Annotated in this window: 11 protein-coding genes; 7 read left to right on the forward strand and 4 right to left on the reverse strand. The window is 35.1% G+C overall.

Annotated features, from left to right (window positions below):
• Positions 1-185: 185 nt before the first annotated feature.
• From EKL98_RS08890 to EKL98_RS08905, 4 genes are all read left to right on the forward strand, one after another.
• Positions 186-839 (forward strand): TetR/AcrR family transcriptional regulator, encoded by a 654-nt coding sequence (locus tag EKL98_RS08890; RefSeq protein ID WP_233589406.1) that lies wholly within the window; start codon positions 186-188, stop codon positions 837-839.
• A gap of 52 nt (positions 840-891) precedes the next feature.
• Complete coding sequence (locus EKL98_RS08895; protein ID WP_126562091.1) at positions 892-2,223, forward strand: TolC family protein; 1,332 nt, start codon at positions 892-894, stop codon at positions 2,221-2,223.
• Positions 2,224-2,233: 10 nt separating this feature from the next.
• Positions 2,234-3,313, forward strand: a complete 1,080-nt coding sequence (locus EKL98_RS08900; RefSeq protein ID WP_126463428.1) for an HlyD family secretion protein — start codon at positions 2,234-2,236, stop codon at positions 3,311-3,313.
• A 66-nt stretch (positions 3,314-3,379) separates the two neighbouring features.
• Positions 3,380-4,963: an MDR family MFS transporter gene (locus tag EKL98_RS08905; RefSeq protein WP_126555429.1), complete on the forward strand. Its 1,584-nt coding sequence runs from the start codon at positions 3,380-3,382 to the stop codon at positions 4,961-4,963.
• 23 nt (positions 4,964-4,986) lie between these two features.
• Here EKL98_RS08905 and yaaA read toward each other — a convergent pair whose 3' ends face one another.
• A complete protein-coding gene (yaaA, locus tag EKL98_RS08910) occupies positions 4,987-5,745 on the reverse strand; it encodes a peroxide stress protein YaaA (RefSeq protein WP_126463432.1) in 759 nt (252 codons plus the stop codon).
• A 170-nt stretch (positions 5,746-5,915) separates the two neighbouring features.
• Here yaaA and EKL98_RS08915 point away from each other — a divergent pair, with 170 nt between their 5' ends.
• Positions 5,916-6,443, forward strand: coding sequence for a GNAT family N-acetyltransferase (locus EKL98_RS08915; protein WP_126463434.1), 528 nt, complete (start codon positions 5,916-5,918; stop codon positions 6,441-6,443).
• Between the two features lie 527 nt (positions 6,444-6,970).
• Here EKL98_RS08915 and EKL98_RS08920 read toward each other — a convergent pair.
• Positions 6,971-8,503 (reverse strand): SulP family inorganic anion transporter, encoded by a 1,533-nt coding sequence (locus EKL98_RS08920; protein ID WP_126562092.1) that lies wholly within the window; start codon positions 8,501-8,503, stop codon positions 6,971-6,973.
• 329 nt (positions 8,504-8,832) lie between these two features.
• Between EKL98_RS08920 and EKL98_RS08925 the strand changes: the two genes are divergently transcribed.
• Entirely contained in the window at positions 8,833-10,296 is a 1,464-nt protein-coding gene (locus EKL98_RS08925) for an amidohydrolase family protein (RefSeq protein ID WP_233589411.1), read from the forward strand.
• 90 nt (positions 10,297-10,386) lie between these two features.
• Here EKL98_RS08925 and EKL98_RS08930 read toward each other — a convergent pair whose 3' ends face one another.
• Positions 10,387-12,855, reverse strand: a complete 2,469-nt coding sequence (locus EKL98_RS08930) for a zinc-dependent metalloprotease (RefSeq protein ID WP_126562093.1) — start codon at positions 12,853-12,855, stop codon at positions 10,387-10,389.
• A 344-nt stretch (positions 12,856-13,199) separates the two neighbouring features.
• On the opposite strand from EKL98_RS08930, the gene EKL98_RS08935 reads away from it, so the two are divergent.
• Positions 13,200-14,261 carry an alkaline phosphatase D family protein gene (locus EKL98_RS08935; protein WP_126562094.1) on the forward strand — a complete coding sequence of 354 codons (1,062 nt, stop codon included), beginning with the start codon at positions 13,200-13,202 and terminating at the stop codon, positions 14,259-14,261.
• A gap of 243 nt (positions 14,262-14,504) precedes the next feature.
• Here EKL98_RS08935 and EKL98_RS17595 read toward each other — a convergent pair whose 3' ends face one another.
• Positions 14,505-14,654 (reverse strand): hypothetical protein, encoded by a 150-nt coding sequence (locus EKL98_RS17595; protein ID WP_158615230.1) that lies wholly within the window; start codon positions 14,652-14,654, stop codon positions 14,505-14,507.
• Between the last annotated feature and the right edge of the window lie 254 nt (positions 14,655-14,908).

The following is a 14,908-nucleotide window of genomic DNA, read 5'->3' on the forward strand; positions in this document are numbered from 1 at the left end:
CTAAAATAGATATTCACAATTTTAGATAGAAGTCACCGTTCCCGAAACCTTCCTTTTTGAGACTATCAAAAATAAAAAAAACCGTTCGGCTTTATTTAAAATGTTAAAACAATGTTAAATAAAAACCAAACGGTTGTTTAATTTAAACGCTTGTTTAGTTTTGTTTTTGAAAAAATTAAATTCTCTTGAAACGTAATTTTAACGACAAACAAATTCAAATCCTGGAAGTTGCAGAAACTCTTTTTGCAGAAAAGGGATTTGACGGCACTTCGATTAGGAACATAGCAAAAATGGCAAAAATCAATATTGCTATGGTTTCGTATTATTTTGGGTCCAAAGAGCGACTACTGGAATCGCTTATAGTGTACAGAACTTCAGATCTTAAAAATCAATTAGAACATTTATTGCTGGAAGATCTGGAACCCCTTGACAAAATCAATAAGCTGATTGAACTGTACATCAACAGAATCAATAGTAATCGAGGGATTTATAGAATATTACACTTTGAATTCCCCTCCAAAAAAAGCAAACAAAATCTTTCAGTTTTTTCAGAATTAAAAAAAGGAAATCTAAAATCCCTTGAAATTATAATTAAAGAAGGCCAGAATAAAGGCATTTTCAGAAAAGATATTATTATTCCGCTTATCACACCCACAATTCTGGGTACTTTTTTTCATTTTCACATGAACAAACCTTTCTTCGAAAATTTATTAAACTTAAAAACTGAAGATTTATACAATAATTACATCAAAACCAATTTGACAACGCACATTCAACAAACTGTAAAGGCACTTCTGATCTATGAAATGGGCACACCAGAAATGCTATGCAAACAATAATAAAGACCTGTGCGAATTCCATATTCCTACAAAAAACAAAAATTATCTACGTATGAAAGTTAGTCCATTCATGCTCATTGTGATTTTCTTCATTGGAATTTCATCTGCAGCAGCGCAAAAAAAAACAAGTTTAACATTGAACGAAGCCATCAATTTGGCTTGGGCCAAAAGTAATGAAGTTACACTAGCCAATACAAAAGTAAAAACTAAAAAGTACGAACTGCAATCTACCAAAAACAATCAATATCCTGATTTGAAACTTTCAGGGCAATACCAAAGATTAGCAAATGCTTCCGTTAATTTCAAACTCAATCAAAATAATACAGGAACTCAGGAAGCACTCCCAATTGTCAATCAATTGATGATTGGACAGTTGAATGCTAGTGTTCCGGTTTTCTCAGGTTTTAAAATTCAAAATAGCATCACCGTTTATGAAAATTTGTATCAGGCAGAAATGGCTACGGCATTGCAAACAAAGGAAGAAATTGCGTTGCGGGTGATTGATTATTATGCCAGTTTATACAAAGCCCAGAAAACAATTGAACTACTAAAAGAAAATCAAAAAAGTGCGCAACAGCGGGTAAACGATTTTATAGCCCTTGAAAAAAATGGAATTATCCCCAGAAATGATTTGTTAAAATCCCAATTACAGGCTTCGAAAATCCAATTGTCATTAGACGAAACAAATAATAATTTAAAAATCATCAACTTTTATCTGGTTACGCTTTTAAAACTAAATCCGGACACAAAATTAGAGATTCGAGAGCGTGATTTTGCCGATTTCCAAATGACTAATATCCCTGAAAATGAATTACCGGCACTAGAAAATCGGAAGGATTTAGAAGCCCTTCGGTTTCAGGGAAAAGCCAGTGAAGCCAATATAAAAATAGCTAAAGGGTCGTACTATCCGGCCATTGCGTTAGTTGGCGGGTATACGGCATTAGACCTGAGCAATGTGATTACGGTGCAAAACGCGATGAATATAGGCATCGGGCTTTCGTATGATTTGAGTGCCATTCTAAAAAACGGAACTTTAGTGCGGCTGGCCGAAAATAAATTTTTAGAAGTCCAAAACTCTGAAGCCATACTAACGGATTATATTAAAATCCAAGTTCAAAAAGCGATTGAAGATTATGATTTAGCTTTAAAACAAGATGTTGTATATGGACAAGCGCTGGAACAATCTTCTGAAAATTACAGAATCATCAAAGATAAATATGACAACGGTCTTTCGGACACCAATGATTTACTGGAGGCTGATGTAGAGCAATTGAGTTCTAAAATCAATAAGACTTTGGCCAAAGCCAATACCATTCAAAAATATTATGAGTTACTCTCGGTAACCGGCCAATTATCTCAAACCTTCACTATTTCAAAATTATAATATACCTACCATGGAAAACAAAAAAACAAATACAAAATTTATCATTATCCTAGTGGCATTGGTAGTTTTAGGTGGGACGTACGGAACTTTTAAATACCTGCATTCACAATCTCACGAAGAAACTGATGATGCGCAAATTGAAAAAAACATGAACCCAATTATCCCAAGAGTTTCAGGATATGTGGATAAAGTGTACATCAAGGACAATGATTTTGTAAAGAAAGGCGATACGCTTTTTACCATTGACAAAAGGGATTACCAGTTAAAAATTGAAGAAGCACATGCTGCAATGATTGGCGCTGAAGGTAATTTTGAAGTTACTAAAGCTGATATAGGCAGTGCTTTAGCCAGTATTTCTGTTTCGGATGCCAATGTACGATCTGCAAGTGGTAATATCGAATCCGCAAAAATAAGATTGGGACGCATAACCAGTGATTACAATCGATATGATAATTTATACAAAAGCCATTCGATCACAAAACAACAATACGAACAGGCTTTAGCCGCCAAACTGGAAGCTGAAAGTCAAGTACGCGTGTTACAACAACAAGAAAGAGCCACTGCCTTTCAAAAATCAGTTATTATAGCTAAATCTAAAGTTTCAGGTAAACAGACAGAAGTGGCTGCAGCCAATATACAAAGAGCAAAAGCAATGCTTGATGCCGCAAAATTAAATTTAACCTACACTGCTATCACTGCTGCTATTGATGGTCAGGTATCAAAAATTGATATTCAGCCGGGACAACTAGTGCAACCAGGGCAATCCCTATTTTATATTATCAACAACAATGAAGCATGGGTAGTTGCTAATTTCAAAGAAACGCAACTCAACAAAATGGTTATTGGTCAAAAAGTAATCGTAAAAGTAGATGCGTATCCCGAATATGATTTCAAGGGAACCATTACTTCCTTTTCCCCAGCAACAGGATCCCGTTTCTCCTTATTACCGCCAGATAATGCCACAGGAAATTTTGTGAAAACCATTCAAAGATTACCTGTTAAAATAAGTTTGATTCCAACAAATGACCCTGAAAAAATAAAATTACTGCGCCCGGGAATGAATGTAGATGTTGATGTACATTTAGATTAAAGCTGTTTTTTTTGAATTAAAAACGGCACCTCTTTTAATAAAATGATAGTTTACACTTTAGTATAAATGGCACAAGCAGGAGAAGACGATTTAGTAGAATATGGCTACAGACGAGTTCTTATTACGATCACAGCAGTACTTTGTGCTTTACTTGAAATCGTAGATACCACTATAGTCAATGTGGCACTGACAAACATGAGAGGAAGTCTGGGTGCCACATTAAATGATGTTGCTTGGGTCATTACCGCTTATGCTATTGCAAACGTGATTGTAATCCCTATGACCAGCTGGCTTTCACAACAATTTGGAAGACGAAATTATTTTGTGACTTCCATTATCATTTTTACAGTAGCCTCTTTTTTGTGTGGCAATGCCAATAATATATGGGAACTTATTACGTTTAGATTTATTCAGGGTTTGGGCGGTGGTGCTTTATTAGTGACCGCACAAACCATTATAACAGAGAGTTATCCCATTGCAAAACGAGGTATGGCACAGGCTATTTATGGAATGGGAGTTATCGTGGGACCTACTTTGGGTCCGCCATTAGGGGGTTATATTGTTGACAATTTCTCTTGGCCTTATATTTTTTATATCAATATTCCCATTGGTATCATAGCTACTATTCTAGCTTTAACTTTTGTTAAAAGTCCTAAATATGGCGAAAAACTAAAAGCCAATCAGGTCGATTGGTTGGGGATTTTTCTGTTGACTGTGTTTATTGGTTCTTTGCAATATGTTCTAGAACACGGACAACAAGATGACTGGTTCAACAATAAAATAATTATATTCTTGAGTACGGTATCCATTTTTGGCCTGGTATTATTCATTTGGAGAGAAATGACCTACAAACATCCTATTGTCAATTTGCAGGTTTTAAAAGATGGAAATCTAAGAATTGGTGTCATAATGTGTTTCATATTAGGCTTTGGTCTTTATGGTTCCACATTAATAATTCCAATTTACACCCAAACCATTCTAGGCTGGACCGCTACAGATGCAGGATTATTGCTTATTCCGGGTTCAATCACCACTGCTATTATGATGCCCATTATTGGTAAACTAATTCAAAGAGGTGTTCCGCAAAGTTATATGGTGGGTCTTGGTTTTTTGATTTTCTTTTTCTTTACCCTAATGATGCACAACAGCTTGACTCCTAATACGGGTGTTGAGCATTTGTATTGGGGATTAATTTTAAGAGGAATAGGATTGGGACTGCTGTTTGTACCCATAACCACACTGTCACTCTCCACCTTAAAAGGAAAGGATATTGGCGAAGGGGCAGCCTTTACAGGAATGATGCGCCAATTGGGAGGTTCATTTGGAATAGCAATTATCACCACCTTTATCACGAGATTTGGTCAGGAACACAGAGTAAATTTGATTTCAAATTTAGATGCCAGCAAGTTCGAAGTCCAACAACGCGTTATAATGTTGCAAAAAGGGTTTATGTCAAAAGGATTTAGTGCTAATGAATCGCTGAAAAAAGCCTATCAGGTTATTGATTATTCAGTGATGAAACAAAGTACCGTTTTATCGTATATGGATATTTTTCTGTATCTGGGAATTATGTTTCTGTGTTGTATTCCAATCATCTTTTTTATCAAAAAAGGGAAAAACAAAATCAATCCTGCTGATGCCATGCATTAATAAAGAGCCGATTAATAGCGTCTCTAACGGGTAAAAACCAAATGATTGCCCTCCGATAAATTTGCATCAAATTGATAGCTATCATAATTGAACCCTTTTAAATCTTCAATCGTTTGAGCATCCGTATCAATAATATAACGCACCATCATTCCCCTAGCTTTTTTGGCAAAAAAGCTAATGATCTTTAATTTTCCGTTTTTGTACTCTTTAAATTCCGGAGTGATCACAGGAACTTTCAACGCCTTGACATCAATTGCCAAAAAGTATTCCGTACTTGCAAGATTGACAAACAATTCGTCTTCTTTGAGCTCTTTATTTAAAGCTTTTGTAACGATTGGTTTCCAAAATTCATACAGATTTTTGCTTTCGCCAATGGGTAATTTGGTGCCCATTTCCAATCTGTACGCCTGAATTAAATCCAATGGTTTCAGCAAGCCATACAAACCGGATAGGATTCTTAAACGATCTTGTAAAGCTTCTGTTTTTTTTTCTGGAATCGAATACGCATCTAATCCAATGTACACATCCCCATCAAAAGTAAACACAGCCGGACGTGCATTTGAAGTGGTAAAAGGTGTTTTCCAATCTTGATTTCGTTTCCAGTTCAAATCTGCTAACTTATCTGAAATACTCATCAAAATTGATAAATCAGCAGGCTTCATCTCTTTTAAAACTTTGTGGACTTCTCGCGATTCTTTTAAAAACAAAGGTTGGGTGTGCAACTCCGTAGGTAGCTGTTTCTCTAAATTTAACGACTTGGCTGGCGATATTACAATTTTCATACACATTACTCTTTCGAGCGCTTTTTATTAATTCTCCCAAAAGTACTAATTGAAATCAAGAAATCAAGAGCCTTTAAACTAATTTGTTTAATAGTGTACTAGAGGATTTAGTTTAGCAACCTTTTTTTTGGTATTTTTGAGTTTAAAAATAACACAAAGAGTAGGTCAACATGAATCTAATTGAAATTAGAAAAGCTACAATCGCTGATCTTAAAGAACTGCAAAAGATAAGTATCCAAACATTTACAGCAACTTATGCCGCTGTAAACACCCCTGAAAACATCACTAATTACATCGAAAAAAACTTCAATGCAGTACAATTAACAACTGAATTGAACAATCCAAATTCCTTTTTTTATGTAGCCATTTCAAAATCAGAAATCGTTGGATATTTAAAAATAAACATAGGTGATGCTCAAACGGAAAACATAAACAAAAATGCTTTAGAAATACATCGGATTTATGTTTTACAAACTTTTCATGGTAAAAACATTGGGCAACTGTTGCTGAACGAAGTAAAAAAGATTGCACAACGTACTGGCGTTGATTATATTTGGCTTGGTGTCTGGGAAGAAAATCACCGAGCCATTCGATTTTATACTAAAAATGGATTTGTAGTATTTGACAAACACATTTTTACCTTAGGAAATGACGAACAAATTGACTTAATGATGCAATTTCAAATACAGCAACAATAATCAAAATTTAAATTGTCGTTTATTTAAGTGACTATAAAACTCTATTTGGTCTGTTTTTATACGAAAATTTATCAAAAAGCTATGAAACAGGATGTAATTATTGTGGGAGCTAGACTGGCAGATCCATTCTGAATACCATCGGCCGCACTTGCCACTCTTTTTGCTCCCGTTGGGAATTTAAAAGATAAAATAAATACCCTTTGGTTCAAAAATAAGTTCGTGGAAAATTCTAAAGGCGTATCACATTGACTATGCTTTGCCTAATCAGGCAAGTGTGCGAAATACGATTGCTGTTTCGGAAATAAAAATATCAGATACGCTGTTCATTTGTGGCGACAACTTACTGAATAGTTCTATCAATGCCGCTCTCAAAACAGGATGATTAGCAGCAGAGGCGATGAAAGTATAGCTTATTATAAAAATAAGCAATAAGATTATCGCTACATTTTTAATGATTTTAATTCGAATAAAAAATAAAATCAGTGAATCTGTGGCTATTCTTTTTTGAATAGCTTCAAGTTGTAATGCTAATCAACAACAACTTTATAAGTAGGATCTTCTAAAATATTTACGTCAATTACGCTATCCGCGTTTTTTAGTAACACTCTGCAATCTTCGCTTAAATGTCGCAAATGAACCGTTTTATCGACTTTTGCATACCGCTCTGTAATTTTATTTACGGCATCAATAGCACTCATATCGGTAATTTTACTTTCTTTAAAATCAATAATGACTTCGTTTGGATCATTCAAAATATCAAATTTTTCCAAAAAAGCGGTTGTTGAAGCAAAAAATAAAGGCCCATAAATTTCGTAATGCTTCACTCCTTTATCATCTAGGTATTTTTTAGCTCGAATTCTTTTTGCACTTTCCCAAGAGAACACTAAAGCCGAAATGATGACTCCAATTAATACCGCTAAGGCTAAATTGTGTAGGACTATTGTAATTAGCGCTACTAAAATACCGACAAAAATATCGTGTTTTGGCATTTTATTAATGATTCTGAAACTTGCCCATTCAAATGTTCCAATTGCTACCATAATCATGACACCAACCAGAGCCGCCATAGGCAACTGTTCAATTATTGGAGCACCAAACAAAATAATTACAAGTATGGTTAGTGCAGCAATGATTCCCGATAATCGCGCTCTGGAACCCGCCGAAAGATTAACTAATGTTTGTGCAATCATAGGGCAACCGCCCATTCCAAAGAAAAAACCATTCAAAATATTAGCACTTCCTTGGGCGATACACTCTTTATTTCCTTTGCCTTTTGTTTCAGTTATTTCATCGACTAAATTCAAGGTCAATAATCCTTCTGTCAATCCCACAGAAGCCATGATTAATGCGTAAGGAAATATTATTTGTAACGTTTGCAGGTTAAGAGGAATATTAGGAATATGAAAAGGTGGAAAACCGCCACTTACGGAAGCGATATCCCGCACCGTTTTGGTCTCGATTCCAAAGAAAAAAACCAGTCCAAATACCACAATAATTGCCACTAATGAAGATGGAACTGCTTTTGTTAGTCTGGGTAGCAACACCACAATTGCTATTGTCAATGCAACTAATCCTGCCATAATAAAGAAAGAAGTTCCAGAAAGCCATTCGCTTTTACCATTAACAAAGGTTTTGAATTGATCCAATTGCGACATGAAAATAATGACGGCTAATCCATTTACAAAACCAAACATAACGGGCTGTGGTACCAGTCGGATAAATTTTCCAAGTTTAAAAAGCCCTACTAAAATTTGTAAAATTCCTGCCAAAGCAACTGCTGCAAGAACATATTCTATTCCATTTGAATTCATTAAAGCTATTAGAACAATTACTGTTGCTCCTGCTCCTCCGGAAATCATTCCCGGTCTTCCTCCAAAGACAGCCGTAATCAAGCCCGCGATAAAAGAGGCATATAAGCCCATTAATGGCGGAAAACCAGCTACAATTGCAAAAGATAATGATTCCGGAATCATAGTCATAGCCACCGTTAAGCCTGCTAAAATTTCTATTCGGTAATTGACTTCTCGTGAAAAATCAAATAAATTAACTACTTTTTTCATGTGATAATTATAATAAGAATATTTGGGTACAATTTCATATAAAGAAGTTGTGTCGACAAAAAATGTGATAAAATGTTTTTAAAAAACTCTTTTGATTTAAAAACTATAAATCAAGGCGGAGTACCTTGAGAGATTAGAATGGTACCGTTTTTCATAAGAGTTGCAAAAATAAAACTTTTTAATTGTTTCACCAAACAGAAAGTGAAATTGCTTAAATTTGGCAAAAGGTATATCTTTTTTTCAAAAACAAGGGTTTAAATGCCACATCAATAGATTCAAGCATAAAAAAATATCCTTTGCATTAAAAGCTTAAAAGCAAAAAAACCGTTTTGAAAAAAGAACCAGTAAAATACTATCAATACAATTACAAAATCATGAAATTACTCTATACTTTATTCTTCGCACTTTTTTTAAATAATAGTTACTCACAATCCACGAATGACTATTTTCAAAAGATCAGAAACAATGAAGCGGAACTAACTGCTTTCTTTTCGCAAATGCCAAAAGGCGGTGATTTGCATCATCATTTCTCAGGTTCCATTTACGCTGAATCCATATTGCAACGCGCTATTGCAGACGATTTTTATCTCAATATTGAGACGATGGATGTGTTAAAAGAAAAACCAGCAACGGGAAACTGGCTACTATTTTCGACATTGAAAAATAACGGAACATTAGAAGCATATAAGCAAAAAATCATGCAAAAGTGGTCTATAAAAGACTATAATGATGTAGATTATCCATCCGACAAGTTGTTTTTCGAATCATTTATGAAGTTCGAACCGGCCATCAAAGGGAATTTTGGACAAGGATTATTGGAACTTAAAAACAGAGCTATTTCAGAAAATGTCAGTTATATTGAAACCCAATTGTCTACAATCCCAACAGATATGAATACCGATGATTTAACAAAATTCAATTCCAGATTGCGAAAATCAGCTTTAGCAAAAGATGAAAAAGCAGTTTTAAAATCATTGGATTCGGTGTACAATTCACTACTAAAAAAAGATGCCGAATCCTATGCTAAAGCCTTCAATACCAATTTTGTTACTAAGCTGCACAAAGACCTTAAAATCGATGACAAGCAATTTACAATGCGGTATCAAAATTTTGTATTGCGCTTTATGGAACCCGTAGATTTATTCAAAAATCTGGTAATCGCATTCATATCTGCAGATGAAAGTTCACTGATGGCGGGAGTTAACATTGTTTCTCCGGAAGATGGCGAAACCTCGATGAAGGATTATTGGTTACACATGCTAATGTTTAAATACTGTCATTCCCGTTATCCAAATGTAAAATATACAATGCACGCCGGCGAGTTGACGCTTGGTTTGGTACAACCAGAAGAGTTAACGTGGCATATTGGATCCGCCGTTTATACTGCAGGAGCCAACCGTATTGGGCACGGAGTAGATATGGCCTACGAGAAAGATTCGTATAATTTGCTCCGTTATATGGCAAAGAAAACCATTCCTATCGAAATCAATTTAGTAAGCAATGAGTTTATTTTGAAGGTAAAAGAAAGCCGTCATCCATTGACTTTATATAAAGAATTTGGCGTGCCAATCGTAATTAGTACGGATGATGCAGGGATTTTACGCACGAATATGACCGAACAATATGTCTTGTTAACCAAAAGATACAAAGACGTTTCCTATAAAGATATAAAGCAATATGTGTACAACAGCATTCAGTACAGTTTCATCAAAGATGTTTCTGTAAAAAAACAATTGCTAAATGATTTAGAGTCCAGATTTAAGGCTTTCGAAGCTACATTTCCTTTGAAGTAAATCATTTTCATAGTATAAAATCTTTTTTTATAACACCAAAAAATCCGCTCGAAAGCGGATTTTTTTTGTAAAACAGAATCTAAGTTTTGATTATTTTGGATTTAAAATCAATTCAATTCTTTTAATTGCGTCTTCATAATGGTATCTTGTTTCTGCATTTACAACTCTGGTTTTAGCAACTGCTAAGGTGGTTTTTAATGCATTCAACTCGCCTCTCACCAATCCTCTCACATCGGACTGAGCCACATTATAATAGTCAGAAGAACGTCCGGGTTTAATTTCTTCTTTCATCAGATAACTCATTCTTTCAATGTATGCGCGTTGCAAATTTCTTCTGTAAATAGTCACATTCGAAGCTAAATTGGCTTCTTTCCAAATTCCTTTACGCATATCACTCAATAAATCCAATGCTTTATAATTAGTAGTTCCCATGATTTCCGCATCCATCAATCGACCAATTCGTTCAAAACTCAACATAGCATTCAAATGTCTGGCTTGTAAATTTCGAAAACGTTCTGTGTAACCGGAGTAATCAATATTTTTTAATGTACTTACATTCACCAACCACGTTGGAGAAGTAAAAGCATTGGCTTGTAACCATTGCATGGCTTCTTGTTGTTTTGCTTTTGGTACAATTTCATAAATATTTCCGGTTTGGTTTGGCTTTTTGGTTGTTTCATAAACACCGCCCACATTCGTTACCACATGTCCCACATATCTACTCCAGACATCCAGCATTTCTTTGTATAATTCGTCTAAATCCTCATAGTTATTAGTCACATCACTCGTCCATTCTGATAAATGAGAAGCTACATATTGCAAGTTTTTAAGTCCGTATGAACTTGCTTTCATGGAATTATTTCCGATATCTTCCGTTTGTGAAGTTGGATCAAAACTACTGCTTTGTTTCCCATATTTATAAACAAGATTTCCTGCTTTTTCCATAATCCATTGGTCTAAAATAGGCACTTCTACTTCCGGAGAAGAGGCATTAGGAATGACTCTGTATCCCCAATTGGTAGCATAATGATCGTAAGGCCCCATCTGGCGTATGAAACGAATGTCTTTATCTCCAGGTTGAGCGATATAATTAAAACGGGCATAATCCATCAAACTCGCTGAAATTCCATTTTTTTGAGTAAAGGCACCGTCTCTGTAATTTTCAGTATCATACGCACAACTCGCGCCCATATTATGAGGAAAACCAAGCGCATGCCCTACTTCATGTGCAATAACCATGCGCATCATTTCACCCATCTCTTCGTCGCTGGTATTCAAGGTTCTTGCTGAAGGATTTGCTGCTCCGGTTTCTAACAAATAACGGTTTCTATAGGAACGCAAATGATTGTGGTACCAAATAACATCACTCTCTATAATTTCTCCTGTTCTGGGATCAGAAACACTTGGTCCAACCGCATTACGCGTCGTACTCGCTACATAACGAATCACAGAATACCGAATGTCTTCCGGGCTAAAATCAGGATCCTCGTCTTTAGTAGGCGCATCTTTGGCAATAATTGCATTTTTAAAACCAGCAGTTTCAAAAGGCTTTTGCCAATCTTCAATTCCTTGTTTAATGTATTTGCGTAGTTTTTCAGGCGTGGCAGGATCTAAATAGTACACAATAGGTTTGATGGGTTCTACCAGTTCACCTTTTGCGTAAGCGACAGGATCTTTAGGCTCCAATTTCCAACGGCGGATATAGGTTTTACTGTCGGATTTCAATTCATTACTTCCATAGTCAATCTGGCTCATGGTAAACCAACCCACTCGCGGATCTGCTAATCTGGGTTGCATCAGTTTTTCTGGCAACAAAATCATCGATTGATTCATTTGGATGCTAATTGTTTCTGCATCTTCCTGAACAGGCGGTTTAGATGCATTGTAAGTGAAATCCTGAACCACTTCAATATTCATAGGATAACTTTTCATCGTATTGATAAAACTGCGGGATTCATCGAGGCCTTTTACTTTATAGGTTTCTCTCATTTCACTAGATAAACCGCTGATTGATTTGACATCAGTGCTATAAAATTTAGTCACATCAATAACGGTATTTAAAGAATCTTTACTAAATGCTACAATATCAAAAGCAAATAAAGTAGGTTCATAATTATTTGATTTTACTGAAATACTAATGGGTAAACTGTCATTGGCAACGGCACTAAATGATTTTAATTTGATCAGAATTTTGTCCTGAAAACGATGCCAGATAATTAATTGTTCATTGGTTTCGGAACCCGCATTTACATATCCGCCTCCTAAATTAGCCGGTAATTTAGCCAACCTACTTACCAAAAGCATGTCTTTATCCAAGTATTTATTCGGGATTTCGAAAAAATATTTTTTGTCCACTTTGTGTACCATAAACAAACCTTCGTCAGAAACGGCGTCTTTGGTAATCACCTTGCTGTATTCCTTGATGGTAGCTTCTGGTTTCTTTTCTGGTGGAGGGGCTACAGTGGTGTTTTTATCTTTTTTTCTTTTCGATTGTGCAAATTGGGTTGTAGGCACAAGCATTAATGCTGCGATTGCAGTTAAAATGAAAAATTTCTTCATTAATAGGTTTTTTATTGGTTAATCAATATCAAAAATAAATTTTAGCACCTGTAAATTACATATAATCTATTGGTTTAACTTTTAATTAACAGCAAACCAATCTATTTTAAGGTAATATAGTAGCAATACGTTTCTAATGTGATTTTAGTTAGATCCCTTTTTTTATTACATTTGGGAAGATTTTTTTTTATAATTAAGTTCAAAATTATTACTCAAACCTATATTTTTAATTGTCACCGTTTAAAAATACTTTCTAAAAGTCACCATGTGATTTGTAGAGAAGCATTAATTTTTTTGGACAACCAATCTCCTTTTAAATACGATTATAAACAAAACAATAAAAAATGATTCAAAATAATCTCTTTAAAATACCCTTGTTTTTAGCAGCTTTAACATTGCTTTCCTGCAATGGTTACTCGCAAAAAAACCTTTCAAAAATTGCTTTTGGATCGTGTTCAAACCAAAGTAATTCCCTGTCTATTTTTGATGTCGTGGTAAAACACCAACCAGATTTATTTATATTTCTGGGAGATAATATTTACGGTGACACTGAAAATATGCACACACTGCAAGCCAAATACGAGCGATTGGCAGCTAAACCTACTTTTCAAAATTTAAAAAAAAATATGCCTATCATAGCTACTTGGGATGATCACGATTACGGCCAAAATGATGCAGGAAGGCATTATCCCAAAAAGAAAGAATCAAAAGAACTTTTTCTTAATTTTTTTGGGGAACCTATAGCTTCCGAAAGACGAAAACACGAGGGAATATATACCTCTTATTTGTATGAAACTAAAGGCAAAAAAGTACAGATTATCCTGTTAGACAACCGTACTTTCCGGGATGATTACAAGCTATATAATAACGAACTTGAGGATGACAAACGTTATTTTTACTCCTTGGACTATGCACCAGTACAAAACCCGGATTCCACATACTTAGGAGCCGAACAGTGGAAATGGTTAGAAACAGAACTACAAAAACCAGCTGATCTTCGCCTAATTGGTTCAGGATCCCAGTTTGGGATTGAGTACAACGGGTATGAAGGCTGGGCTAATTTTCCGCTGGAGCAACAAAGATTTTTAGATCTAATCAAGAAAACCAAAGCAAACGGTATTTTGTTTTTGACCGGAGACGTTCATTATGGTGAAATTTCTAAACTTACAGAACCCGGATTATATCCTATTTACGACTTTACCTCCAGCGGACTTTCCTCCACCTGGCACTTTGCGACACCCAACAAAAATAGAATTGAAGGCCCTATTATGGATAACCATTTTGGCTTATTAACAATTAATTGGGGGGAAAAAATTCCTCAAATAAAAATGGAAATTTGGGATGTCAATAATAATCAACGTGCAGAATACACAATTGGGTTGGATGAAATTAGTTTTAGAAAATAGCAGATTTTAAGAATGATTTTTTATGCTAGCCTATAATTTTCTTAAAAATCAAAAGTTCGCTTCCTAAACCATAAAAACAAGCTCAAGATATTTTTATATTGAAAATAAGTCTGGATAAAGTATGAATTCAGTGACTATTCTTATTTTTTAGCAATCTCATTCACACGGTTGCAAACATAACTAAGACTTAGGTAGAACTGTAGTACTTAAAAATCATAAAGATACAATATGAAAATCCTTAACTTAATGACATTGGGCACGAGCCAGAGGCATCGCGCTAGCCGTTGGGATTATTTCCGCTCGGACACCAGCTTTCTGAATCATTGAATCATCTATTAAAGAAATCAACTGTCCGAAAACAGATTTAGTCGAAAAATACTTATTTTTACCCATCGTTATTTGATTTTTGCAACTCAAAATTACGATGATTTTTAAGAAGCCATTAATTTGGCTTCTTTTTTATCGGACAACAATGAAACAAAACAAAAAAAACATAATTTTTTAAAACAAAAACCCCCTATTCCGATAGGAATAGGGGGTTTCAAAGAAAGGCGACGAACCAGCCCGCAGGGCGAACACGTGGTATCTATAAACAAAAGAACCCCAGTCTTTTCAGACTGGGGTTCAAATAAAGAAAGGCGACGACA

It is taken from the genome of Flavobacterium bomense, from assembly GCF_003970355.1.

Excerpts from the sequence above, each read along its gene's own strand:
- EKL98_RS08895 (WP_126562091.1), top strand. The coding sequence starts at position 892 with ATGAAAGTTAGTCCATTCATGCTCATTGTGATTTTCTTCATTGGAATT.
- EKL98_RS08900 (WP_126463428.1), top strand. The coding sequence starts at position 2,234 with ATGGAAAACAAAAAAACAAATACAAAATTTATCATTATCCTAGTGGCA.
- EKL98_RS08905 (WP_126555429.1), top strand. The coding sequence starts at position 3,380 with ATGGCACAAGCAGGAGAAGACGATTTAGTAGAATATGGCTACAGACGA.
- yaaA (WP_126463432.1), bottom strand. The coding sequence starts at position 5,745 with ATGAAAATTGTAATATCGCCAGCCAAGTCGTTAAATTTAGAGAAACAG.
- EKL98_RS08915 (WP_126463434.1), top strand. The coding sequence starts at position 5,916 with ATGAATCTAATTGAAATTAGAAAAGCTACAATCGCTGATCTTAAAGAA.
- EKL98_RS08920 (WP_126562092.1), bottom strand. The coding sequence starts at position 8,503 with ATGAAAAAAGTAGTTAATTTATTTGATTTTTCACGAGAAGTCAATTAC.
- EKL98_RS08930 (WP_126562093.1), bottom strand. The coding sequence starts at position 12,855 with ATGAAGAAATTTTTCATTTTAACTGCAATCGCAGCATTAATGCTTGTG.
- EKL98_RS08935 (WP_126562094.1), top strand. The coding sequence starts at position 13,200 with ATGATTCAAAATAATCTCTTTAAAATACCCTTGTTTTTAGCAGCTTTA.
- EKL98_RS17595 (WP_158615230.1), bottom strand. The coding sequence starts at position 14,654 with ATGGGTAAAAATAAGTATTTTTCGACTAAATCTGTTTTCGGACAGTTG.